The following is a 24,342-nucleotide window of genomic DNA, read 5'->3' as shown; positions in this document are numbered from 1 at the left end:
ATGCCTGACCCGTTCGAGATCCTGGCCCCCCTCGTCTCGGCGGCTACGGTACGCATCCACGCGGTGGCGGACGGGTATGTCCCCGGGGGGCCCGAAGGGCTCCGGGAGGCGGCGGACGTGCCCTCGCGGATCTGGGGCAGCGGGTTCTTCGTGGCGCCCGGGTGGGTGATCACCTGCGCCCATGTCCTGATCCACGGCGGCCGGCCGCAGGTGCGGGGAGGGGCAGCCGGCATGCGGATCACGGGATCGACGGTTGGCATCACCTTCAACGACGGCGCCGGTTATGTCACCGTGCCGGGCATCGTCGAGTGCGTACTGCCCGAGTCGTACGGGCGCGAGTCGCTGTCCCGGGACGCGGCGGGCCCCGCCCCGGCGCCGGACCTCGCGCTGATCCGGTTGCTGGAGCCCGTGGAGCACCCATGCGTATGGCTGTCCGACCGGTCGACCGCGGTCTGTGACCGGCTCGCCTACTTCGGCTGCTCCGAACAGCTGGGGGAGGTGCAGGACTTCTCCGGGCACAGCGTGTGGAGTGGCACCCTGGGCCGGGACGGCCTGTTCCGGCTGGGCAACACGGACGAGGTTCCCGAAGGAGTCTCCGGCGGCCCGGTTGTGGATCTGCTGAGAGGCGAGGTCATAGGGGTGGTCAAGGCCCGCAGGCGCGACCAGGATGGTGGTCTCGCTGTGGCCGTCAGTCAGCTGCGCCGTCTGCCCATGCCCGCGACCGAGGCAGAGGGGACTGCCATGGACCTCTACGTCGAGGTGTTACGGGCGCACGACCGGTACCACCATGAGCGCCACTCGGACCCTGCTGACGGTCGCATCACCTGGATAGACGCCCAGGCTCTGCTGGTCAGTACGGATATCGGCCAGCTGAATCCGGCCCGGCGCGCCGAGATGCTGGCTCTGCTGACGCGGATCCCGTCGCCCCGGCCGGGCACGGTGTCCGACCTGGTCCGGACCGTGCGCGAGGACGACTGGTCCTCGCCCTCCCCGGTTCCCGCCCCCCGCGACTGGCGGGACGGCGCGGGCAGGCTCTACGACCCACCCGGCGGATCCTCCGAACTGGAGTCCTTCCTGGGCTACTGCGCCCGGGTCGCCGCCGCCGAAAACGCGCAGGCCGAACCGCAGGCCGCCGAGGCACTGTGGCGGTGGGTGGACGGCATCGCGCGCGACGAAGTGCTCCATCGGAGCCTGCGCCGACGCCTCAGGGACCTCTACGACCAGGCCCGGCAGCGGATCCCGGCCACCGATGGAACCCCGGGACCGCTGGAACCGTATACGTCGCCGCAATCCTGCGTCAGGCTGGAACTGACCCCGACACCGTGGGTCGACGACCAGTATGACTGGCGGGTCGTGCTGATGAGCAGCCACGGGCAGGTCCTGCCCTTCCACGACGGTTCCGCTGTCCGCAGGGCGGGTCTGGAGGACCACCTGCGTGAGCCGCTGGAGGACGCGTTCCGGGAATGTGACGGCACGGGCCGTGAGGCACGCCTGGAAGTCGTCGCCCCACCGGAACTGTTCGACCTCGCGGTGGACGAATGGCCGGCCGTCGACGGCACCCCGCTCGGGGTGCGGCGCGAGGTGGTACTGCGCTTCCTGCGCCCCGCCGAGGAGGCGGGGGAGGACGGGCCCAAGGACGGGCCCGCACTCGACCCCGACCGCCTGCGGCGCTGGCGTGGAGTCCAGGCAGGACCGATGCAGGCGCTGGACGTCGACTGCGTGGAAGGCCACCCGAATTGGAACGCGGACCACGCGTGGCTGAACGGACGGCCGCCCGGTGCCGTACCTGTGATGTGCCGTCACATCGCGGTGGAGCCGACCCGGAGCGTACTCCGCAGGGTCGAGGAGTGCGGGTACGGCGTCATCGTCCTGCGCAGACCCGTCACCCGGGAGCGGGACTGCGCGAGGTTCCACTCGGGCGTTCGCGGCGCCCTGGGGTCGGCCGTACGGGGGGAAGAGCTGCCCGCAAGGGTGCTGGCGCTGCGCGCGAGGACACGCGGCAACGACCACGCGGCGGATTGGTCGTCCGGGCTTGCGCTGGTGTACGACGACCCGCTGTGGGAACCCTTCCCAGGTCAGCCGTTGAAGACCCCGGACGTCGACCACCCCTAGCACGTCTGACAGTCAGGAGACGCATATCGTGACTGAGTGGCTCATCTACCGGGGGACCGGCGAGCCCCACGACCGCATCGACGCCCTGCCCAAGGCGCCGCCCTGGCGCGACTTCGACGGAGCACCGCTCCTCGAACCGGGACCGCAGATCGACCATGCCTCCACCCGGCGCCTTGGCGCATACCGCGACCTTGCCGAGCTGCACCGCCCCGGTGCGGAGGAACTGGAGGTGATCAACGCCGCGCTCTATCTGCGCCGCCCGCTGTTGATCACCGGCAATCCCGGCACCGGCAAGAGCACTCTCGCGCATGCGGTGGCCCACGAACTGAAGCTGGGCCGGGTACTGCGATGGCCCATCGTCAGCCGTACCGTCCTGCAGGACGGGCTGTACCGCTACGACGCCATCGGACGGCTCCAGGACGTCCAGATCGCAGCCGGTGCCGCCGGCGGCGAGGGCACCGGCGACAGCGCGCCGGGCATCGGGAGCTACGTCCGGCTGGGCCCCCTGGGTACCGCCCTGCTGCCGACCGCCAGGCCACGGGTGCTGTTGATCGACGAGCTGGACAAGAGCGACATCGACCTGCCCAACGACCTGCTCAACGTCCTGGAGGAAGGCGAGTTCGGCATCCCCGAGCTGGAACGGGTCGCCGACCGCGAGCCCGAGGTGGAGGTCCTCACCGACGACGGGGCCAAGGTCACCATCCGCGGCGGGCGGATTCGCTGCCACGCCTTTCCCTTCGTGGTGCTCACCAGCAACGGCGAGCGGGACTTCCCCGCCCCGCTGCTGCGCCGCTGCATCCACCTGGAGCTCGCGCAGCCCGACACCGACCGGCTCGCCACCATGGTCAAGGCGCACCTCGGCGAGGAGGCGGCCCAGCTCGGCGGGGACCTCATCGAGCAGTTCTTCGCCCGCTCGCGCACCGAACTCATCGCCGCAGACCAGCTGTTGAACGCCATCTACCTGACCCGCTTCTCCGGCGCCCCGAGCAAGGAGCGCCTCGCCGACCTCCTCATCCAGCGGCTCGACCGCAACCGGTGACCGCCGTGCCCGACCCCGTTCCCGACCCCATCGCCGTCCTGGCCGGCCTGCTGCGCCAGGCGGGGCTCGATCCTGCCGCCCGCGAGCTGGCCGACGCCGTATGGCTCGCGCGGTGGGCGAAACCCACGGCTCAGGCACCACCGCGCGACGACGACCCCGCACCGGACGGAGAACCGGAAGTTCCGCACAAGCCAGGCATGGCCGACCGGCCCGACGGCCCCGGAGAACAGCCCGACGACCCGGCGGCCCGCCCCGTCGCCGTGGAGGACCCACGCCAGGTGGCGCTCTACGCCGGCCGCACTCCTCGCGGCGGCCCGCCCGACGGACGGCTGGTCGGCACCGCGGTGCCGGTTCGCGTACCCGCCGCCTCCGCGTTACCCGGCCTGCTCGAACTCCAGCGCGCCCTGCGACCGTTGCAACGCTTCCACGCGCCCGCCCCGCCGGTCGCCCAGGTGCTCGACGAGGAGGCCACCGCCGACCTCGGCGCCCGAACCGGCGGCCTGATCATCCCCGTGTTCCGCGCCGACCGGCGACGCGAAACCACCATGCGCTTGGTGATGGACACCTCTTCGTCGATGGCCGTCTGGGGGCGGCTGTTGGAGGAGATCCGGCAGGTGTGCGAACAGCTCGGCGCCTTCCGCGACGTCCAGGTCCACTACCTGCACCGGTTGCCGGACGGCACGGCCGCCATCGCGACCGGCCCCGAAGCGGGCAGCACCCTGCGCTCCGCAGAACAGCTCAGCGACCCGACCGGGCGGGGGCTGACCGTCCTGGTCAGCGACTGTGCCGGACCGCTGTGGCACAGCGGCGAGGCCCACCGGCTGCTGTACAGCTGGGGCCTGCATGTCCCCGTCGCAGTACTCCAGCCGCTGCCGCCCCGGCTCTGGGCGCGCACCAGACTGCCCGCCGAGGTGGGGGTGCTGCGCCGCGACGAGGGCGCGGTGCTCCCGCTGCGCTTCACCTCCGACCGCCGTGTGCGCGCCGACCGGGGCCCCGGCCCAGGCGCCCTGCCCGTCCCCGTGCTCCCGCCCACCAGCGCGGCACTGGGAGCCTGGGCGCGGCTGCTGTCCGGCACCGGAGCCGGCTCGGTGCGGGCCACCGTGGCCTGGGTGCGCCCCGGCGACGCCGCCGTCGCCGAGCAGCCGGTCGGAGCGACTCCACCCGGGGGCGTCCCGGCCGTACGACCGCCGCTCGAACTCGTCGGGCGCTTCCGCTCGACTGCCTCGCCGACCGCCGTACAACTCGCCGTCTACCTCTCGGCCGCCCCTCTCACCTTGCCGGTGATGCAGCTCGTACAGCGCACCATGCTGCCCGGCTCCGGCCCTGCCGACCTCGCCGAAGTCCTGCTGAGCGGGCTGCTGGTGCGGGTCGGGGCCCAGGGCGGTGACCCTTCGGAGCAATGGTACGAATTCCTCGACGGAGTACGCGACGTGCTGCTCGGCCCGCTCGGCCGGGACGAGGCGACTCTGGTTCTCAAGCACTGCTCCGCGTACGTCGAACAGCACTTCGGCAAGGCCGCGCACAACTTCCCGGCCCTCGCCGTCGCCCACCTCGCGGGCGCCAGTACCGCCGACTTTCCCTCGGTGGAACGCGGCGACGACCCGGTGGCCGCCGGGGAACCGGGCCTGCGGCCCACCACGCGGGTGCCACAGCCCTTCGCGACGGTTCCCGCGCGGGTCGTGCTGCGCTACCTGCCCTCCCTCCCGCTCCTCGGCCCGGCCGCATCCGGTTCCGGCCGTGCCACGGGCCCGTCGGTGGTTCCCGACCCCGCCGAAGCATTGCGGGTGGCCCGCGAGCTGATGCGCCGTTATGACACTGAGCAGACCGAGCGCAGCCTCTTCCGCGCCGTCCAGGTCCTGCGCCGTACCGTCGCCGCCGGTCCGTCGCCGGACGGTCTGCCCGAAGCCGAACTCTCCGGCGCCTTGCTGCGCCTGTGGGAAATCCAGCGGGACCCCGAGCTGCTGGCCGAGGCCCGCACCGCGGTGGAGCGGGCGCTGCTGCTGCCCGGCACCGCGGGATTCCGCGCCGTGCTGGCCCGAGTGCTGCAGGAACAGGGCCGCGGGCTGGCGGACGCGGGCGAGCGGGACGAGGCGGCCGAGCTGTTGCAGTCGGCCGACCGGCACTACGCCGCCGTATGCGCCCTGCCCGACCTGGACGCGGCCGCACTGCTCGACGCCACCCTGCGCCGGGCCCGCACCCTCCAGGAACTGGCCCACGTCCAGGACGACCAGGCGTTCCTGCTGGAGGCACTGAGCACCCTGGAAGCCCTCGGCGCGGCCGACGGCCCTCCCGCCTCCGCCCTGCGGCTGGAACTGGGCGGCGTCCTGCTGGCGCTCGCCGAAGCGGCCCCGGACCCCGCCCGCCGCACCGGATACGCGGAGCGCGCCGCTGACCACCTCCAGGCGGCTCTGACCACCCTCGCCGGCGGCACGGCGGCCGACCGGCACCGCAGCGACCGGGCCCGCCTCGACCTCGCCGCCGCCCTCACCCACCTGCCCGGCCGGCTCGACGAGGCCCTGGACCGGCTCCGGCCGCTGATGACCGGCCCGGCACCCGCCGAACACCGGGTCACCGCCCTGCTGCGCGCCGCACGGGCCCGGCGGGTCCGCCACGAGGAGTCGGGCGACCCCGCCGACCTGGACCTCGCCGCCGCGGCCTTCGAGGAGGCACGCCGAATGGTCCGCCGCGACAGCGAGGAGTACGCCGCCGTCCTGGCCGACTGGGGCGAGACGCTCCTCACCCGGGCCGCGCTTCCCGGCGGCCAGACCCTGGTCTCCCAGGCCGTACGGGTGCTGCGCGACGCCCGCGCCGAGACCCCCGAGCGCGATGCCCGCGCCGCCGAGGGGCTGCTGCTGCTCGGCACCGCTCTGCGGCTGCGGCACACCTACGAACGCGATGCGGTGGACCTGCGCGAGGCCGAGCACATACTGGAACTCGCCGCCCGCACCAGCCCCGACCCGCTGCGCGAGGCCAGGGCCTGGCGCGAGCACGGCGACGTGGAACAGGAGCTGTACGAGCGCACCGGGGAACCCGGCTGCCTGGAACAGGCCGGCGATTCCTACCGCCGGGCCTGGCGCGCGGCCCTGCGGGTCGACCAGGCGGCCCGCCGGGACACCGCCCGCGCGCTGGCCGCCCGCGTCAACCACCTGCGCGGCGAGGTACTGGAGCGTATGGGCCGCCCGCGCAGCGCCCTGGACGCCTACCGCACCGCCGCGGACCTCTGGCGGGAACTGCCCGCCATCGTCGGCGGCGACGCCGAGCGCACCGCAGCACGTATCCGAGAACTCGGCGGAGCCCTCCCGTGATCCGGCCGGGCCTGCCGACCGTTTGCCCGCCGGGGCCTGGGGAATACCTCTCCAGCCCCGAACAGGCAGCAAAGGAGCCGAGGTTGACGAACGAACAGCATGTGGGTTCCGACACGCGGACCGCGCCCGCGATGTGCGCCGGCCGCCTGCCCGATCTCACCGGCGTCGATCTGGAGGCGCTGCGCACCCTCGACCACCCGGTGCTGTCCGAGGTGATCGAGCACCTGGTCCAGCGAGCGCTCGACCCGGAAGGAGTGTTCGCCGAACACAACACGTCGATGCCGTGACGCGCGTCGACAAAGGTTGGTGAGAGAGCCGACCGGGAACCGGCCATGAACCGGATGGGGCTCGTGCGAATCGGTCAAGTTCGATCCGTGCGTGTTTGCGGACCGGCCAATGACGGAAGAACCGATGCTCGATCGGCACCACGCGGGGGAGGTGACCCATGACGCCGCACGACCCGAGCGCAGACGTCGCGCACCGGAGACTGGCGCCCTGGCCCTACGCAGTCCTCGATGTGCCCGCTCTGCGCGCCGCAGGCCACCGCCCCGCTCCCTTCCGGCAGTTTGTCCTCAAGGTCAACAGCCGCTGCAATCTGGCATGTTCGTACTGCTACGTCTACGAAATGGCCGACAGCGGCTGGCGGCGCCGCCCGCCCCGCATCAGCAGCGCCATCGTCCGCCTGGCCGCCGCCCGCATCGCCGAGCACGCCGCCACACACGGGCTGCGCCGGGTCGACCTCGTCCTGCACGGCGGGGAACCGTTGCTGACCCCCGCCGACGTGCTCGCCGCGCACGTCGAGGCGGTCCGGACCGCGCTGCCCGACGGGTGCGAGCTGCACAGCACCCTCCAGACCAACGGCACCCTGCTCACCCCCGACGTCCTGGACACCCTCGCCGCCGCCCGGATCCGGGTCGGCGTCAGCCTCGACGGCGGCCTGCCGGCGCACAACGCGCGGCGTCCGGACCACGCCGGGCGCACCTCATGGCCCGCCGCCGCCCAAGGACTGCGGCTGCTGACGGCCCGCCCGGAGACGTACGCCGGCATCCTGTGCGTCGTCGATCCGGACCAGGACCCGCTGGAGACCTACGAATCGCTGCTCGCCCTGCGCCCACCCGCCCTGGACCTGCTGCTGCCGCACGCCAACTGGTCGGCCCCGCCGCCCGGCGCGGCCCCGGGCACCACGCCGTACGCCGACTGGCTCATACCGGTCTTCGACGCCTGGTTCGGTGCCGCCCGCCGCCTTACCAGGATCCGGCTCTTCGAGGAGATCCTGGCCCTGCTGCTCGGCGCCCCGGCCGCGACCGAGGCGCTGGGCCTGGCCCCGGTGGCCGTCGCCGTGATCGAGACAGACGGAACCATCGAACAGGTCGACTCGCTCAAGTCCGCCTACGAAGGGGCTTCCGAGACCGGTCTCACCCTCCGTGAGCACACCTTCGACCAGGCCCTGGACCACCCCGGATTCACCGCCCGGCAACTCGGCCCGGCGGCACTGGCCGACTGCTGCCGGGCGTGCGACCTGCGCGATATCTGCGGTGGCGGCCTCTACCCGCACCGCTACCGAGCGGGCCACGGCTTCCGTCAGCCTTCCGTCCACTGCGCGGACCTCGACTCCCTCATCCGCCACATCGCAGGGCGGGCGAGCGAGCTGATCCGCCCCACCGCTGTGCCGGCGGCCCGATGACCAGCCTGACCGAGTCCCGGCACAGCGTGCCCGAGGACGTGCTGCGCCAACTGGCCCGCACCGGGGCGGGCAAACGCGCCACGGCCCTGCTGATCGCCGGTCAGCACAGCAAACGGCTCCTCCTCCTCCGTGGCGTTCTCGACCTCGCCCCGCCGGGCGAGGCGGCGGCTCACTGGGATCTGCTGGAGGCGGCCGAGGCCCGCGACCCGCAGGCACTGCGCACCGTCCTCCACTATCCCGCCGTGGGAGCGTGGGCCGTCCGTACGCTGGGCAGGCTGCGGGCCGGCCTGGCCCCGACCGCCGACTTCGGCTATCTGGGCGCAGTCGCGGCCGCCGCGTGCCTGCGGGCCGGGGTGCCCTTCCGCATGGGCCTGCGTACCTACGGACCGCTGCTCGTGCTGCCCACGTTGGGAGCGCTGCGGTTGCCCGGGGGCCCGACGGAGGTCGTCGTCAGCGGGGAGGCAGGAGTTCTGCGCCTGGCCGCGCCCGGCGGGCACCCCGTCGAAGCCGCCGCCTCCCCGTACGACGGGACCTGGCGGTCCGCCGACCTGCGCTGGCGCAGCCTGCATCTGCTGCCGGGCGGTGTCGCCCTGGACGACATCGACCCCTATCGGGCTCCTGACGACGCCACCGGGCGCCTGCTGCTCTCCGGCCCGCTTCCGCAGGCCGAACTGCGGGCCTGGCGGGGGCTCTGGCAGGGCTCCACGGCGGTGCTGCGGCACATCGACCCCGAACGCCTCGCGGAACGCGCCGACCTGCTGCTTGCGATCAATCCGCTCGACCCCGCCTCAGCGACGGGCAGTGCCACCGACCGGGCGGCCTTCGGCTCCGTACTCGCCCGCCGTCAGCCCTCCGCGCTGCGTTTCGCCGCACTCCTCGTCCACGAACTCGCCCACAACAAGCTGACGGCCCTGTGTGACCTCGCCCCCCTGCACACCGCAGGCCCCGAGCGACGGCACTGGGCCCCATGGCGTCCCGACCCACGCCCCTTCGACGGACTGGTGCAGGGTGTCTACGCCCACCTGTCGCTGGCGGACTTCTGGCAGCGGGCGGCACTGGCCGACGGTTTGCCGGACGACGGCCGGGAGCTGGCATGGGGCGAGTACGCCACCTCCGTGGAACAGGTTCGCGCAGTCTTGCCCACCATCGCGGATTCTGATCAACTTACCCACGCCGGAGGGGAGTTCATGATGGAGTTGGCGGCGAAACACGCGGCTCTGAGGCACGTGCCGCCGCCGCCCGCACATCATGCCCGAGCGGTCGCGGAGCTGACGGCACGGCGAGCACACTGGGTCCGGCAATTCCCGGACGGGTTCGCCGGCGGGCCCTGACCGCGACGCACACTTGTCCACGGCAGACCGTGAGCAAGCCATGACTTAGGGTAATCTGGGCTTCCGTCCGCCTGCACGAGGGAGACGGTCGTATGACCGTGGAGCAGCAGCACTTCACCATCAGCTTCGCCGGGTTCAACCGCCCTTGGGCGGCGTGGACCGCACACCGGCTGCGCGAGCACGGCCATCGCGTCACTCTCCAGCGCTGGGACCCGCCGCCCGGGGTTCCTCTGGAGGAGGCGCTGCGCGACCTGCTCGCCGCCAGTGGCACGATCGTGTTGGTGCTCAGCGAGCTCTTCTTCGCCTCCGGGGCCCGTACCGACGCCGAGTGGAACGGTGTCCTGCGCGGCTTGATCGCCGACAGCGCTCACCGCTTCGCAGCCGTCTCTCTCACCGACCGGACCACGCCGCCCGCCGTCGCCGTCCTGGAGCCGGTCGAACTGTGGGGCATCGACGCCGGGGAAGCGGAACATCGGCTCCTGACCCGGCTCGGGCTGCCCAACGACCGTATCGGGGTCGACTCAGGCCGGGTCCGTGCCCCGCGCTTCCCCAACGATCCGCCCGAGGTCTGGGGCGGCGTACCGCGCCGCAACCCGCGGTTCACCGGCCGGCACGCCATCTTCGCCCAGATCCAGGAGGAGCTGAACAAGGCTCCGCGCGGCACCGCCGTGGTCACCCTGCTGGGCATCTCCGGCGTCGGCAAGACCCAGATCGCCGCCGAGTACGCCTACCGTTTCGCCTCCGACTACGACGTCGTCTGGTGGGTCCCGGCCCAGCAGCGCGGCACCCTGCGTGAGCGGCTGGCCGACCTTGCCCCCGCCCTGGGGCTGCGGACCGGACCCGACTACGGTGCGCGGATCCGCGCCGGACTCGAAGCGCTGCGCAGAGGCAACCCGCACGCACGGTGGCTCACCATCTTCGACAGCGCCGACGACCCCCAGCACCTGGTGGAACTACTGCCCTCCGGACCCGGCCACGTCCTCATCACCTCACGCAACCGTGAGTGGGCCGCACACAGCTCGGCCCTCATGGAGATCCCCCTCTACGCCCGCAGCGAGAGCGTCAGCTTCGTCAGGCGCCGGGCCCGCCGCCTGACCGAGTCCGACGCGGATGCCCTCGCCCAGGTGCTGGAGGACTACCCGCTGGCTCTCGACCAGACCGCCGGCTGGCTGGCCGAATCCCCCATGGACGTCGGCGCCTACGTCAGGCTGCTCGAAAGCCGCATGGACAATCGCGACGCGGTCTCGGTCTCCTCCGACTACCCCGTGCCGTTTCCCACCGCCCTCGCGATACTCCTCAACAACCTGCGTGAGACCTCCCCCGAGGCCTTGCAACTGCTCCGCCTCTGCGTCTTCTTCGCCGCCGGCCCCGTCCCGGTCCGCCTGCTCCGCGAGATCCCGGCCGACAGCCTGCCCGAAGACCTCCGCTGGCTGATGAACGACCCTCTGCGGTGGAACACCGCCCTGAACAAGCTGGTCCAGTACTCCGTCGTCGGCCTGGAATACTCCGACCCGCAGACCGGCGGCGACGACCCCGGCAGCGGCGCGCAGGCAGTCCAGTTGCACCGCATGGTCCACAACATCGTCCGCGACGGTATCCCCGCCGACGAGCAGACCGAACTCTCCCGTGCCATCAGCGGAGTACTCGCAGCCGCCGACCCCGGCCGCCCTGACGACACCCGGCAGTGGCCCCGCTACGCCGAACTCATCCCCCATCTGGAGTCCTCCGGCACGCTCGCCTCCACTGACCTTGTTATTCAGCGCTTCGTCCTCAACTGCCTGCGTTACCTCTACAACTCCGGTGAATACACCACCTGCCTGCGCCTGTGCGAGGCGACGTACGAGCACTGGAACGCAGCCTTGGGCGAGGACCACCCGATGGTGCGCGAGGAGACCTTCCAATACGTCAACGCCCTGCGCAGCACGGGCCGTTTCCGCAAGGCCGAGAGGCTCAGCCGGTCGGTGACCGAGCACCTGACCGACGATCGCGGTGAACGGGACCTGGAAACGCTGCGCTTCGCGGGGCTGCTGGCCTCGGTGCTCAACCGGCTCGCCAAGTACGCCGAGGCCCGCGAAATCTACGAGCGGTGCTGGAACTCGTACCGTGAGCTGCTCGGCGAGGACGATCCGCTCGCCCTGAACGCCCAGAACAACCTGGCGATCACGATCAAGCTTCTCGGCCACTACCGCGAGGCATACGACCTGGACCTCGACACCCTGCGCCGACGCGAGCGGGTACTGAGCACCCGCCACCCCTTCACACTCACCTCCGGTACCCAGTGCGCCATCGACCTTCGACTGATGGGGCGTTATCGCGAAGCACTGGCCCGCCAGGAGCAGGGCATGCGCAACTTCGTGCTGACGCTCGGCGAGAATCACCCCAACACCCTGATCGCCGAACACAATCTGGCCCTGTGCACGCGCCGCGCAGGCGACCACGCCGGAGCGGAAGACCGGCTCGCCGGACTCGTGGAACGCTGCCGGCAGGTCCTCGGCCCGCAGAACCCGTGGACCCTCATGGTCATCTCCGACTATGCCGTTCTCCTGCGCGCCTCCGGCAATCTCGAAGGCGCCCGCCGACTGCACGAGAGCGTCATCCAGGCCTACCAGCGGCAACTGGGCCTCGCCCATCCCTACTACCTCGGCTCGGTCGGCAACCTTGGCCTGGTCCTGCGCGCCCAGGGCGAGCGGCACGAGGCGCTCAACCTCTGCGAGCAGGCGCTGTCCGGGATGCGCACCACCCTCGGCGACGAACACCCCTGGACCATCGGGGTTGCCCTGAACACCTCCGCCTGCCGCAACGTCGTGGGACAGATCGGCGGTGCCGCGGAGCTCTCCCGTGACACCCACCGCCGGGCCACGGCAGTCCTGGGGCCGGAGCACCCCCTCACGTTCTGCTGCCAGGTCGCTGTGGCCTCGGACCTGCGCGGGCTGAACCAGCGCGATGAGGCGGCGAAGCAGGAAGAAGACGTCCTCCAGCGGCTCTCCCGCGTTCTCGGTCCCCAGCACCCGCAGACCATCGCGGCGCAGAACCGTACCCGCCCGGTCTGGGAGTTCGAACCACTACCGGCGTAGGTGGCCGAAAGGGCCGGGCTCCCGCCGCGTGATGCGGAGGGAGCCCGGCCCTTTCGTACGCGGGAGGTCCAGGGGATCAGACCTCGAAGACCTCGCGGATCAGCTCCTCCTGCTGCTGCAGGTGGCGCTTCGCCGAGCCCACGGCCGGCGACGAGGACGCCGGACGGGAGACGCGGCGCAGTCGGTCGGCGTTGTCGGGGGCGGCGCCGAGGACCAGGTCGAGGTGGTCGATGAGGTTGAGCGCGATGAAGGGCCAGGCGCCCTGGTTGGCGGGCTCGTCCTGGGCCCAGACGTACTTCTGGGCCTTGGTGAAGGGGGCGAGGGCCGCCTGGAGCTCTACGCCGGGGAGGGGGTAGAGCCGCTCGATGCGGATGAAGGCGGTGTCGGTGTTGCCGCGCTTGGTGCGCTCGGCGACGAGGTCGTAGTAGATCTTGCCGGAGCAGAAGACGACCTTGCGGACGTCCTCGGGGTTGACCGACGGGTCACCGATGACGGGCTGGAAGGAGCCGTTGGTGAAGTCCTCGACGCGCGAAGTGGCGGCCTTGAGCCGGAGCATCGACTTCGGGGTGAAGACGATGAGCGGCTTGTGGTGCGGGTTGTGCACCTGCCAGCGCAGGAGGTGGAAGTAGCTCGCCGGGGTGGAGGGAGCCGCGACCGTCATGTTGTTCTGGGCGCACAGCTGGAGGAAGCGCTCGATGCGGGCGGAGGAGTGGTCCGGGCCCTGGCCCTCGTAGCCGTGGGGGAGGAGCAGGGTGACGCCGGAGGTCTGGCCCCACTTCTGCTCGGCGGAGGAGATGAACTCGTCGACGATGGTGGAGGCGCCGTTGACGAAGTCGCCGAACTGGGCCTCCCACAGGACGAGGGCGTCCGGGCGGGCCAGCGAGTAGCCGTACTCGAAGCCCATCGCCGCGTACTCGCTGAGCAGCGAGTCGTAGACGTTGTAGCGGGCCTGGTCCTCGGAGAGGTAGAGCAGCGGGGTGTAGTCCTCGCCGGTCTCGCGGTCGACGAGGACGGCGTGCCGCTGGCCGAAGGTGCCACGACGGGAGTCCTGGCCGGCGAGGCGGACCGGGGTGCCCTCCATCAGCAGGGAGCCGAAGGCGAGGGTCTCGCCCATGGCCCAGTCGATGGTGCCGTCCTCGACGGAGGCCGCCCGGCGCTGGAGCTGCGGGAGCAGACGCGGGTGGACGGTGATGCGGTCGGGGAGGTTGACCTGGGCGGCCGCGATGCGCTTGACGGTCTCCTGGCTGATGGCCGTGTCGACCGGGACCGGGAAGTCCGGGACGGCGGTGGCCGTCTCCTCGGTCGCCGGGGTCGCCGGGGCGGTGGCCTCGCGGACCTCGGTGAAGACCTTCTCCAGCTGGCCCTGGTAGTCCTGGAGGGCCTGCTCTGCCTCTTCCAGGGTGATGTCGCCCCGGCCGATGAGGGACTCGGTGTAGAGCTTGCGCACCGAGCGCTTCTTGTCGATCAGGTCGTACATCAGGGGCTGGGTGAAGGACGGGTTGTCGGCCTCGTTGTGACCGCGACGGCGGTAGCAGACCAGGTCGATCACGACGTCCTTGTTGAACGCCTGGCGGAACTCGAAGGCGAGGCGCGCGACGCGCACCACGGCCTCCGGGTCGTCGCCGTTGACGTGGAAGATCGGCGCCTCGATCATGCGGGCCACGTCGGTGCAGTACATCGACGAGCGCGACTCGGCCGGGGCGGCGGTGAAGCCGACCTGGTTGTTGATCACGATGTGCACGGTGCCGCCCGTGCGGTAGCCGCGCAGCTGCGACATGTTGAGGGTCTCCGCGACGACGCCCTGGCCCGCGAAGGCCGCGTCGCCGTGCAGGACCACCGGCATGACGGTGAAGTCCGTGCCGGCCTTGTTGATGATGTCCTGCTTGGCCCGCGCGATGCCCTCGACGATCGGGTCGACGGCCTCCAGGTGGGAGGGGTTCGCGGCCAGCGAGACGGTGATCTGCTCGCCGTCCAGGCCGGTGAAGGTGCCCTGGGAGCCGAGGTGGTACTTCACGTCGCCGGAGCCGTGCATCGACTTCGGGTCGAGGTTGCCCTCGAACTCGCGGAAGATCTGGGCGTAGGACTTGCCGACGATGTTGGCGAGGACGTTGAGCCGGCCGCGGTGGGCCATGCCGATGACGACCTCGTCCAGGCGCGACTCGGCGGCCGCGTCGATGACGGCGTCCAGCAGCGGGATGACGGACTCGCCGCCTTCGAGCGAGAAGCGCTTCTGGCCGACGTACTTCGTCTGCAGGAAGGTCTCGAAGGCCTCGGCGGCGTTCAGGCGGCGCAGGATGCGCAGCTGCTCGTCGCGCTCGGGCTTGGAGTGCTGGCGCTCGACCCGGTCCTGGATCCAGCGGCGCTGCTTCGGGTCCTGGATGTGCATGAACTCGACGCCGACGGTGCGGCAGTACGAGTCGCGCAGCACGCCGAGGATGTCGCGGAGCTTCATCATCGTCTTGCCCGCGAAGCCGCCGACGGCGAACTCGCGCTCCAGGTCCCACAGCGTGAGCCCGTGCTCGATGACATCGAGGTCGGGGTGCTTGCGCTGGCGGTACTCCAGCGGGTCGGTGTCGGCCATGACGTGGCCGCGGACCCGGTAGGAGTGGATCAGCTCGAAGACGCGGGCGGCCTTGGTGACGTCGTCGTCGTGGGAGACGTCGATGTCCTTGAGCCAGCGGACCGGCTCGTACGGGATCCGCAGCGCCTCGAAGATGTCGTCGAAGAAGCCGTTCTCGCCGAGCAGCAGCTGGTTCATGATCCGCAGGAACTCGCCGGAGGCGGCGCCCTGGATCACGCGGTGGTCGTACGTCGAGGTGAGGGTCATCACCTTGGAGATGCCCAGCTTGTTCAGGGTGTCCTGCGAGGTGCCCTGGAACTCGGCCGGGTAGTCCATCGAGCCGACGCCGAGGATCAGGCCCTGTCCGGGCATCAGGCGCGGCACGGAGTGCACGGTGCCGATGCCGCCGGGGTTGGTCAGCGACGCGGTGACGCCGGTGAAGTCGTCCATCGTCAGCTTGTTCGAGCGGGCGCGGCGGACGATGTCCTCGTAGGCCTGCCAGAACTCGAAGAAGTTGAGCGTCTCGGCCTTCTTGATCGCCGCGACGACCAGCTGGCGGTCGCCGTTCGGCTTGACCAGGTCGATGGCCAGACCCAGGTTGACGTGCTCGGGCTTGACCAGCGTCGGCTTGCCGTCCCGCTCCGCGAAGGAGTGGTTCATCGACGGCATGATCTTCAGCGCCTGCACCATCGCGTAGCCGATGACGTGCGTGAAGGACACCTTGCCGCCGCGAGCGCGCTTCAGGTGGTTGTTGATCACGATCCGGTTGTCGAAGAGCAGCTTCACCGGGATCGCGCGCACGGACGTCGCCGTGGGCAGCTCCAGCGAGGCGTTCATGTTCTTCGCCACCGCCGCGGACGGGCCGCGCAGCGTCACGTACTCCGTACCCGAACCGCCCTCGGCGGCCGGGGCCGCCTTGGCCGGGGCCTTCGCGGCCGGCTTCGGGGCCGCCGCTACGGGAGTGGGGGCGGGAGCAGCGGGCGCCGGGGTGGGCGCCACGGCGGCCACCGGCGCGGGGGCCGGAGGCGCGACAGGGGCCGCCGCCGGAGCCGGCGACGCCGCGGACGCGGCCACGGCGGACCCGGTGTCCGTTCCCGGCTTGTAATCGGCAAAGAAGTCCCACCAGGCTCGGTCTACCGAGTTCGGGTCCTGGAGGTACTGCTGGTAGATCTCATCGACGAGCCACTCATTGGCTCCGAACCCGGGGGCAGGGCTCTTGCCCTGCCCGTCGGTGTCGGTCGAGACGCTCGAGCTATTGGGGGACTGTGGCGACACGGCGGCAACCGCCCTCTTCCGCTTCACAAGGTGATGGACAGCGGAAATAAAGGCTACGCCTACCGGGGCCCTTCATGCAGGCCCGGGGGGCAGTCGTCGCCTAAGTCACACCGGAAGGCTGGTTTCGGGGTATGTTTCGGCGGGAATGACGTGCCGAATCGGCTGCGCCGGGGCCGCACGCCGTCAGAGTGCCGCCGGGCCCGAGCCCGGCAGGGTCACCCGGATGCGGCACCCGCGGGGCGACTCGGCGACGAGAATCGCTCCGCCGTGGAGGTCGACGGCCCAGCGGGCGATGGCGAGGCCGAGGCCGGTGCCGCCGTCGGCCGGGCCGGAGGCGCGGGCGCTGCCGCGGTTGAAGCGTTCGAAGACGCGGCCGCGCTCGGCGGCGGGGATGCCGGGGCCCTCGTCCAGGACCTCCAGATCCAGGCTGCCGGGGCCGGCGCCGCGGCGGGCGCGTACGGTGACGCGGCCGCTGGGCGGGCTGTGCTTGACGGCGTTGTCGACGAGGTTGGCCACGACCTGGTGGAGCCGCTCGGCGTCGGCGTAGGCGGTCAGCTCGGGCGGCGAGACGTCCAGGTGCAGGTGGACGTCGGCGCGGGCCCGCGTACCGGCGCCGGGGCCGCCCTGGAGGCCGAGGCTGGCGGTCTTGATGACGGCGGCCAGGTAGGGCCAGACCTCGAACCGCTTGGCGTCCAGCAGGACGACGCCGCTGTCGAGCCGGGAGAGGTCGAGCAGCTGGCTGACCAGCCGGCTCAGCCGTTCGGTCTGGGCCAGCGCGGTGCGCATGGTCTCGGGGTCGGCCTCGACGACGCCGTCCACGACGTTCTCCAGGACGGCGCGGAGCGCGGCGATGGGCGTACGCAGCTCATGTGAGACATTTGCCACGAGTTCCTTGCGGTGCCGGTCGACCGCTTCCAGGTCGGCGGCCATGAGATTGAACGCGTCGGCGAGCTCGCCGACCTCGTCCCGCCGCACGATGGCGACGCGCCGGCCGTAGTCGCCGTTGGCCATCGCCTTGGTGACGGCGGTCATCTCGCGCAGCGGGGCGGTGAGGCCGTGCGCCACGAACTGGGTTATGAGCAGCGACGCGATGATCGAGAAGATCGTGATGATGCGTATCCCGGTCTTGGACTCCATCGCCACGAAGACCAGCAGCGTCGTGATCAGCACCGATACGACCACCAGCACCTGCAGCGCCGCCTTGATCGACCGGAACGGGTCGTAGGGCCGCAGCGCCTCCCACACCTGTGCGCGCCAGGTGGCGGTGGTCGTGGCGTGACTGCTGCGAACCGCGGGCTCGGCTCTGGCCATCTCCTGCGTTCCCCTCATCGTGCCGCCATGGTGCTGCGGAGGACTACGGCGCGGGCGTCTCCAGCGCGTAGCCGACTCCGTGCACCGTACGGATGCGATCGGCGCCGATCTTCCGGCGCAGGGCCTTGACGTGACTGTCGACGGTACGGGTGCCGGAGGCGTCCGCCCAGTCCCAGACCTCGGCGAGCAGCTGCTCGCGCGACAGCACGGCGCGCGGCTGCTGGGCCAGGCAGACCAGGAGGTCGAACTCGGTGGGGGTGAGGTGGACGTCGCTGCCGCGCACGCGGACCCGGCGCTGGGCGTTGTCGATCTCCAGGTCGCCGAGGTGCAGATTGCCGCCGCGCGGGTCGCGGGCGGCGATCGTGGCGCGCTCGACGCGGCGCAGCAGGACGTGCACCCGGGCGGCCAGCTCGCGCATGGAGAACGGCTTGGTCATGTAGTCGTCGGCGCCGACCCCGAGCCCGACGAGCATGTCGGTCTCATCGTCGCGGGCGGTGAGCATCAGCACGGGAACGGGGCGGGACGCCTGGACCCGGCGACAGACCTCAAGGCCGTCGTAGCCGGGCAGCATGACGTCGAGCACCAGCAGGTCGGGCTGCCAGGCGAGGGCCAGGTCCACAGCGCTGGGGCCGTCCCCGGCCGTCCGGAGCTGGAAGCCCTCGGCCCGCAGACGGGCCGCGATCGAGTCGGCGATCGTCGGGTCGTCCTCCACCACCAGCACCCGCCGCTGCGCGCCGGGCGTGACTGCGCCGGCGTCGCCGTGATTCGGATTGGTGCCGTCCATGTCCAGTCCCCCATGGTTGATTGCTGTCGGTTGTGTGGGTGATGACCATGCAGCGTACGGGCCCGGTGAAGGCCGAGGCTACGTGGGCCTGGATGCCGGATGCACGGCATCCGGAACGCCCCGTTTCGCGCGGATCTCAATGGTCCGGACCTGCTGGTTTTCCGCCGCCCGCGGTGCCTCCTCGAAGGCGGCCGACGGCTGCGCAGACCATACCCCCAGTAACCCGCCCGGCGGCAGCCGCGCCCTGTCCGACTGCCGATGGGCTGCCGGTCGGCTGCCGATCGCTCAGGGCGAACACGCCCGGGGAACACCAACGGCATCAGAAGCATTGAGTCTGCATAGCTCAACTTGATTGCTTAGGGAGAGATCATGGCTAACTCGTCTTCGTCGTCCGCGCCGCTCACCCTGCCCGTCCTGCCGCTGGACGACGCGGTCGTCCTGCCCGGCATGGTCGTGCCGCTGGACCTGACCGACGCAGAGGTGCGCGCCGCGGTCGAGGCCGCGCAGGCGGCTCAGCGGGCCGACGGTGGTCGCAACAAACCGCGGGTGCTGCTCGTTCCCCGGGTCGACGGGCACTACGCGGCCGTCGGCACGCTCGGCACGGTCGAGCAGGTGGGAAGGCTGTCGGACGGCGATCCGGGAGCCGTGATCCGTGGCGTGAGCCGGGTCCGGATCGGGGCCGGGACGACGGGGCTCGGCTCGGCGCTCTGGGTGGAGGGGACGCAGCTCACGGAGCCCGCGCCCACCGAGGCCCCGGGGACCGTGGCGGAGCTCGTCAAGGAGTACAAGGCGCTGGCCACCAGCTGGCTGCGCAAGCGCGGCGCCTGGCAGATCGTGGACCGGGTCCAGCAGATCGACGATGTGTCGCAGCTCGCCGACAACTCCGGTTACTCGGGCTTCCTGACCACCAAGCAGCGCGTCGAGCTGCTGGAGACCGCCGACCCGGTGGCCCGCCTCAGGCTCGCCATCACCACGCTGCGCGACCACCTCGCCGAGCAGGATGTCGCGGACACCATCCGCAAGGACGTCCAGGAGGGCATGGAGAAGCAGCAGCGCGAGTTCCTGCTCCGCCAGCAGCTCGAAGCCGTACGCAAGGAGCTCGCCGAGCTCAACGGCGACCCCGAGAACGAGTCCGAGGACTACCGCGCCCGGGTGGAGTCCGCCGACCTGCCGGAAAAGGTGCGGGAGGCCGCGCTCAAGGAGGTCGACAAGCTGGAGCGGTCCAGCGACGCGTCCCCCGAGGGCTCGTGGATCCGCACCTGGCTGGACACCGTCCTGGAACTGCCGTGGAACACCACGACCGAGGACGCCTACGACATCCCCGGCGCGCGGGCCGTCCTGGACGCCGACCACGCGGGGCTGGACGACGTCAAGGAGCGGATCACCGAGTACCTGGCGGTGCGCAAGCGCCGCGCCGACCGCGGGCTGGGCGTCATCGGCGGCCGCCGGGCCGGGGCCGTGCTGGCGCTGGTCGGGCCGCCCGGGGTCGGCAAGACCTCGCTGGGCGAGTCCGTGGCCCGCGCCATGGGGCGGAAGTTCGTGCGCGTCGCGCTGGGCGGCGTGCGGGACGAGGCGGAGGTCCGGGGCCACCGGCGTACGTATGTCGGGGCGCTGCCCGGGCGGATCGTACGGGCCATCAAGGAGGCCGGGTCCATGAACCCGGTCGTGCTGCTGGACGAGATCGACAAGGTCGGCTCCGACTACCGGGGCGACCCGGCGGCGGCGCTGCTGGAGGTGCTCGACCCGGCCCAGAACCACACCTTCCGGGACCACTACCTGGAGGTCGAACTGGACCTGAGCGACGTGGTGTTCCTCGCCACCGCCAACGTCCTGGACGCCATCCCCGAGCCGCTGCTCGACCGCATGGAGCTGGTCCGGCTCGACGGCTACACCGAGGACGAGAAGGTCACCATCGCCCGCGACCACCTGCTCCCGCGCCAGCTGGAGCGGGCCGGCCTCACCGAGGGCGAGGTCACCGTCGAGGACGAGGCGCTGCGCAGGCTCGCCGGCGAGTACACCCGCGAAGCGGGCGTACGCACCCTGGAGCGCTCGCTCGCCCGCATCCTGCGCAAGATCGCCGCCCAGCACGAACTGGGCGACCAGAAGCTGCCCTTCACGGTCGGCCCGGACGATCTGCGCGGGCTCATCGGGCGGCCCCACCACGTCCCGGAGGCCCTCCAGGACCCGCAGGAGCGGCGTACGGCGGTGCCCGGCGTCTCCACCGGGCTCGCGGTGACCGGGGCGGGCGGCGACGTCCTCTACATCGAGGCGTCGCTCGCCGATCCGGAGACCGGCGGGAGCGGGCTGCAGCTCACCGGCCAGCTGGGCGAGGTCATGAAGGAGTCCGCGCAGATCGCGCTGTCCTTCCTGCGCAGCCACGGCGCCGAACTGGAGCTGCCCGTGGCCGACCTGAAGGAGCGTGGCGTCCACCTGCACGTCCCGGCGGGCGGCATCCCCAAGGACGGGCCCAGCGCCGGCATCACCATGACGACGGCTCTCGCCTCCCTGCTGTCGGGGCGGCGGGTCCGCACCGACGTGGCCATGACCGGTGAGGTGTCGCTGACCGGCCGCGTGCTGCCCATCGGCGGCCTCAAGCAGAAGCTGCTCGCCGCCCACCGCGCCGGGATCACGACCGTCGTGATCCCCAAGCGCAACGAAGCCGACCTGGACGACGTCCCCGCCGAGGTCCTGGAGCGGCTGGAGGTCCACCCGGTCTCCGACGTCCGCGAGGTGCTCCAGCTCGCGCTGGAGCCGGCCGTGGCGGATCTGGGAGCCTCCCAGGCTCCGGTCGCTGCCTGAGCGGAAACGGTGCCCTCTCCTGCAGCGCCGGGAGGGGGCACCGGCATGTCTTCCGGTCCGGTCGTGCGAAATACTGGCCGGATCATGGAAAAGAGCGAAAAGCGCGATGACGCGGGCAACACCGCGAACGCCACCGGCGACCAGGTGATGGAGGCGCTCGAACGCGAGCTGACCCTCCTCCTCCGCCGCGCCCGCGCCTCCTCCGGCGACATGGCCCGCGAAGTCCACCCGGACCTCGAACCCGCCGCCTACGGCATCCTGTCCCGCCTCCACGAAACCGGCCCCGAACGCGCCACCCTCCTCGCGGGCTACTTCGGCGTCGGCAAGGCCACCATGAGCCGCCAGCTCCGCGCCCTCGAGGACCTCGGCCTCATCCGCCGCGAGCCCGACCCGGCCGACGGCCGCGCCTTCCTCGTCGAGCTGACGGAAGAGGGCCGCTCCCGCTTCACCCGCGTCCGCGAGGCCCGGCGCCGGCGCTACGTCAGCCGCCTCGCCGCCTGGGACCGGGCCGAGCTCGGCGACCTCGCGCGACTGCTGCGCCGGCTGAACGAGTCCCAGGAAGGCGCCTGACCATGAGCGCCGGCAAGCTGCATCCCGACGAGGCGGACACCGACGAGCCCCTCGTCCGCCGGCTGCTCGCCGCACAGTTTCCGCAGTGGGCGGACCTCCCGGTCGAGCCGGTCGGCTCGGCCGGCACCTCCAACGCCATGTACCGGCTCGGCCAGGACATGGTCGTACGCCTCCCCCGCATCAAGGGGGCCGCCGACGACGTGGAGCGGGAGCACCACTGGCTGCCGCGGCTCGCCCCCGCGCTCCCGGTGGCCGTCCCCGCGCCGCTGGGCATGGGCAGGCCGGGCAGCGGCTACCCCTGGCCGTGGTCGGTGTACCGCTGGCTCGACGGCGAGTGCCCCGCGATCGGCGGAGCCGCCGAAGACCGGGTGCCGACACAGGACCTGGCGGAATTCGTCGCCGCCCTGCGCCGGATCGATCCCGCCGGTGGCCCTTCTTCGTACCGCAGCGAGGCACTGGCGGAGCGGGATGCCATGACGCGGGCCGCGATCGGGCAGCTCCGGGGCGTCATCGACGCCGACGCGGCGACCGCCCTGTGGGACGCGGCCCTGCGGGCCACCGCGTGGCAGGAGCCCGCGGTCTGGATCCACGCGGATCTGCAGCCGGGAAACGTGCTGCTGGCCGGCGGACGGCTCAGCGCGGTCATCGACTTCGGCTGCATGGGCCTGGGCGATCCCGCCGTCGATCTGATCGCGGCCTGGTATCTGCTGACCGCCGACGCGAGGGGCGTCTTCCGCACCGCGCTGGACGTCGATGACGCGGCCTGGTCGCGCGGTCGCGGCTGGGCGCTGTCGGTCGCGCTGGGGGAGGTGTCGTACTACCGGGAGACGTACCCGGAGAAGGCGGCCCTGGGGCGTTACGTGATCGCGGAGGTCCTGTCGGAGAGGTGTTAGACGGCTTCGCCGCCGACGCCGGAGCGCCCCGAGGGGATGCCGACGATGAGCACGGTCACGTGCCGGCGGATGGGCTCGCCGAAGACCGTGACGACGGCGTCGGTGATGGAGGCGATGAGCCGCGCGGGGGCGTTGGCGATCTCCGGGAGGTGGAGCGCCGGTTCGCGGATGTTCAGGGTGACGACCGGCGCGGTGGCCGTGGCGGGCGCGCCGGCCGTACCCCAGCGGTGCCGCGGTATGCCGAACAGCTCCACGACGGCGGCTGAGCGCGCCCGCTCGCCGTAGACCGCGACCACCGAGTCCGTCAGGGCCCGGATGAGCCCCGGCTCGGCCTTCCCGTCGAGTTCCTCTTCGTGGATCTGCACGGTGAAATGCGGCATGGCGGAGCTCCGTCCGGCGGGGCGGGTCGGCCGGGCGAAGCGGATTCCGGTGCCCGAGGAGCTGAGGTCGCTCGCGCCGGCGCCGCGGCATCTGTCGCTGCTGTCGTCGCTGCTCTTCGACGGGCCGATGACCGTGAACGAGCTGGCTGTCCGGCGCGGGGGGCCACCGCCTGGCGGGAGGCGCTGGAGCCGCTGACGCCTGATCAGCGGAAGGTGTTCGTGGACACGTTGCGCGCTTATGAGGCCGCGATGGGCGGGGACGAGTCCTGACAGGGCGGAACGTCTAGAGCACGACCAGGACCGCTGTCGCGTCGTCGTGGGTCTTCCAGCGCCTGAAGTGCTCGCCGTCCGGGTCGGCGAATTCCGCCGTGCGCACGCGGCGGATCAGTTCCTCCGGACCCTGCTTGCGCAGGGCGGAAAACGTGCTGAGCCAGTCCTCGGTGCGGAAGCCCTCGACGAGCCGGGCGGCGCCGTCGGTGAGGGCGGCGAGGGCGCGGACGGCGGAGCGGGGGGTGGTGCCGGTGACGGCGTGGGCGGCGGCGGAGGGGGCGGCGGCCGCGGTGAAGAAGCCGCCAGGGGCGTTGCGGTGGGCGTCGGTGACGCGGCCGTGGGTGCGGCGGAGGACGTCGATGCGGTCGTCGAGGACGGCGCGGATGGCGCCGTCGGGGGCCTCCAGTAGCAGTGTGGAGTCGGAAAGCACCAGATGAGCGACGGTGTCCGCGTCCCATCGGACTGCGACGACGGTTGCCTGTGGGGTGAGATGGTGAGAAAGGTCACACGTGTCGCGATGCGCGTCCGCGGTGCGTTCAATCGCGATCGCCAGGCAGTCGGCAAGAGGCAGTTCGAACCGAGAAGTGGACAGTTCGATCAGGGCGCTGCCCAGTTGGGCGACGTACCAGGGGACGGAATGTACGCAGCCGTTGCCGTCGGCGGGAGGGGTGACGCCGTCGAGGAGGACAACGGAACCGCCGGAATCCGGGGTGGGGAGGGCGATTGCCACGAAATCCTCGTTGGGGCGACCGGGGGTGCCGGGCTCGGTGGCCGTCTCGATGCGCATGCGATCAGTCTGCCGGAGAGGTGTGCGTAATCGGTGTGTAACTGATCCGCACCGGGCAGTGAAGGTGCGCATCTTGCCAGGATGGGGCGCTGTACGCCAAACCGGCCGTCGGCATATGCGCCTGGCCGCAAAAAGACAGTCCCTGAGGGGGTTGAACGTCAACTTGTG

Annotated in this window: 15 protein-coding genes and 1 pseudogene; 11 read left to right on the top strand and 5 right to left on the bottom strand. The window is 71.6% G+C overall.

From position 1 onward, the window contains the following. The 7 genes from OG607_RS14895 (at position 1) to fxsT (ending at position 12,545) form a co-directional block, all read left to right on the top strand. Positions 1–2,112 (top strand): trypsin-like peptidase domain-containing protein, encoded by a 2,112-nt coding sequence (locus tag OG607_RS14895; protein WP_405723401.1) that lies wholly within the window; start codon positions 1–3, stop codon positions 2,110–2,112. A gap of 25 nt (positions 2,113–2,137) precedes the next feature. Further along, positions 2,138–3,151, top strand: coding sequence for an AAA family ATPase (locus tag OG607_RS14890; protein WP_405736774.1), 1,014 nt, complete (start codon positions 2,138–2,140; stop codon positions 3,149–3,151). Between the two features lie 5 nt (positions 3,152–3,156). After that, on the top strand, positions 3,157–6,456 hold the full coding sequence (locus OG607_RS14885) for an SAV_2336 N-terminal domain-related protein (RefSeq protein ID WP_405723399.1): 3,300 nt from the start codon (positions 3,157–3,159) through the stop codon (positions 6,454–6,456). 83 nt (positions 6,457–6,539) lie between these two features. After that, positions 6,540–6,743, top strand: coding sequence for an FxSxx-COOH cyclophane-containing RiPP peptide (fxsA, locus tag OG607_RS14880; RefSeq protein WP_405723397.1), 204 nt, complete (start codon positions 6,540–6,542; stop codon positions 6,741–6,743). 158 nt (positions 6,744–6,901) lie between these two features. Then, positions 6,902–8,140: an FxsB family cyclophane-forming radical SAM/SPASM peptide maturase gene (locus OG607_RS14875; RefSeq protein ID WP_405723395.1), complete on the top strand. Its 1,239-nt coding sequence runs from the start codon at positions 6,902–6,904 to the stop codon at positions 8,138–8,140. Then, positions 8,137–9,471, top strand: coding sequence for an aKG-HExxH-type peptide beta-hydroxylase (locus OG607_RS14870; RefSeq protein ID WP_405723393.1), 1,335 nt, complete (start codon positions 8,137–8,139; stop codon positions 9,469–9,471). The genes OG607_RS14875 and OG607_RS14870 overlap by 4 nt, the downstream gene beginning before the upstream one ends. Positions 9,472–9,563: 92 nt before the next feature. Next, positions 9,564–12,545, top strand: coding sequence for an FxSxx-COOH system tetratricopeptide repeat protein (fxsT, locus tag OG607_RS14865; protein ID WP_405723391.1), 2,982 nt, complete (start codon positions 9,564–9,566; stop codon positions 12,543–12,545). Between the two features lie 76 nt (positions 12,546–12,621). Here fxsT and OG607_RS14860 read toward each other — a convergent pair whose 3' ends face one another. The 3 genes from OG607_RS14860 to OG607_RS14850 form a co-directional block, all read right to left on the bottom strand. Then, positions 12,622–16,380, bottom strand: coding sequence for a multifunctional oxoglutarate decarboxylase/oxoglutarate dehydrogenase thiamine pyrophosphate-binding subunit/dihydrolipoyllysine-residue succinyltransferase subunit (locus OG607_RS14860; RefSeq protein ID WP_405723389.1), 3,759 nt, complete (start codon positions 16,378–16,380; stop codon positions 12,622–12,624). A 183-nt stretch (positions 16,381–16,563) separates the two neighbouring features. Beyond that, positions 16,564–17,691, bottom strand: a complete 1,128-nt coding sequence (locus OG607_RS14855) for an ATP-binding protein (RefSeq protein WP_405723388.1) — start codon at positions 17,689–17,691, stop codon at positions 16,564–16,566. A 43-nt stretch (positions 17,692–17,734) separates the two neighbouring features. Next, positions 17,735–18,475, bottom strand: a complete 741-nt coding sequence (locus tag OG607_RS14850; protein ID WP_329312575.1) for a response regulator transcription factor — start codon at positions 18,473–18,475, stop codon at positions 17,735–17,737. A gap of 369 nt (positions 18,476–18,844) precedes the next feature. On the opposite strand from OG607_RS14850, the gene lon reads away from it, so the two are divergent. From lon to OG607_RS14835, 3 genes are all read left to right on the top strand, one after another. After that, a complete protein-coding gene (gene lon / locus OG607_RS14845; RefSeq protein WP_405723386.1) occupies positions 18,845–21,274 on the top strand; it encodes an endopeptidase La in 2,430 nt (809 codons plus the stop codon). An 84-nt stretch (positions 21,275–21,358) separates the two neighbouring features. After that, entirely contained in the window at positions 21,359–21,844 is a 486-nt protein-coding gene (locus OG607_RS14840; protein WP_405723384.1) for a MarR family winged helix-turn-helix transcriptional regulator, read from the top strand. Positions 21,845–21,846: 2 nt separating this feature from the next. Continuing rightward, a complete protein-coding gene (locus OG607_RS14835) occupies positions 21,847–22,737 on the top strand; it encodes an aminoglycoside phosphotransferase family protein (protein ID WP_405723383.1) in 891 nt (296 codons plus the stop codon). Here the strand turns inward: OG607_RS14835 and OG607_RS14830 are convergent. Then, on the bottom strand, positions 22,734–23,117 hold the full coding sequence (locus OG607_RS14830) for a 4-oxalocrotonate tautomerase family protein (RefSeq protein ID WP_405723381.1): 384 nt from the start codon (positions 23,115–23,117) through the stop codon (positions 22,734–22,736). The two genes, OG607_RS14835 and OG607_RS14830, sit on opposite strands and share 4 nt — an antisense overlap. A gap of 25 nt (positions 23,118–23,142) precedes the next feature. On the opposite strand from OG607_RS14830, the pseudogene OG607_RS14825 reads away from it, so the two are divergent. Next, positions 23,143–23,387: pseudogene (locus OG607_RS14825) on the top strand (MarR family transcriptional regulator); the annotation flags it as partial. A 13-nt stretch (positions 23,388–23,400) separates the two neighbouring features. Here OG607_RS14825 and OG607_RS14820 read toward each other — a convergent pair. Beyond that, positions 23,401–24,174 (bottom strand): hypothetical protein, encoded by a 774-nt coding sequence (locus OG607_RS14820; protein WP_405723379.1) that lies wholly within the window; start codon positions 24,172–24,174, stop codon positions 23,401–23,403. Positions 24,175–24,342: the final 168 nt, after the last annotated feature.

It is taken from the genome of Streptomyces sp. NBC_01537 (assembly GCF_045040445.1).
Taxonomy (GTDB): domain Bacteria; phylum Actinomycetota; class Actinomycetes; order Streptomycetales; family Streptomycetaceae; genus Actinacidiphila.
Note: the sequence above shows the minus strand (reverse complement) of the source record. Positions and strands in the feature narration are given on the sequence as shown.

What these genes read in the sequence shown, in the direction of transcription:
- OG607_RS14855 (WP_405723388.1), bottom strand. Translation starts at nt 17,691, where the DNA reads ATGGCCAGAGCCGAGCCCGCGGTTCGCAGCAGTCACGCCACGACCACC.
- fxsT (WP_405723391.1), top strand. Translation starts at nt 9,564, where the DNA reads ATGACCGTGGAGCAGCAGCACTTCACCATCAGCTTCGCCGGGTTCAAC.
- OG607_RS14820 (WP_405723379.1), bottom strand. Translation starts at nt 24,174, where the DNA reads ATGCGCATCGAGACGGCCACCGAGCCCGGCACCCCCGGTCGCCCCAAC.
- lon (WP_405723386.1), top strand. Translation starts at nt 18,845, where the DNA reads ATGGCTAACTCGTCTTCGTCGTCCGCGCCGCTCACCCTGCCCGTCCTG.
- OG607_RS14895 (WP_405723401.1), top strand. Translation starts at nt 1, where the DNA reads ATGCCTGACCCGTTCGAGATCCTGGCCCCCCTCGTCTCGGCGGCTACG.
- OG607_RS14870 (WP_405723393.1), top strand. Translation starts at nt 8,137, where the DNA reads ATGACCAGCCTGACCGAGTCCCGGCACAGCGTGCCCGAGGACGTGCTG.
- OG607_RS14875 (WP_405723395.1), top strand. Translation starts at nt 6,902, where the DNA reads ATGACGCCGCACGACCCGAGCGCAGACGTCGCGCACCGGAGACTGGCG.
- OG607_RS14840 (WP_405723384.1), top strand. Translation starts at nt 21,359, where the DNA reads ATGGAAAAGAGCGAAAAGCGCGATGACGCGGGCAACACCGCGAACGCC.
- OG607_RS14835 (WP_405723383.1), top strand. Translation starts at nt 21,847, where the DNA reads ATGAGCGCCGGCAAGCTGCATCCCGACGAGGCGGACACCGACGAGCCC.
- OG607_RS14850 (WP_329312575.1), bottom strand. Translation starts at nt 18,475, where the DNA reads ATGGACGGCACCAATCCGAATCACGGCGACGCCGGCGCAGTCACGCCC.
- OG607_RS14830 (WP_405723381.1), bottom strand. Translation starts at nt 23,117, where the DNA reads ATGCCGCATTTCACCGTGCAGATCCACGAAGAGGAACTCGACGGGAAG.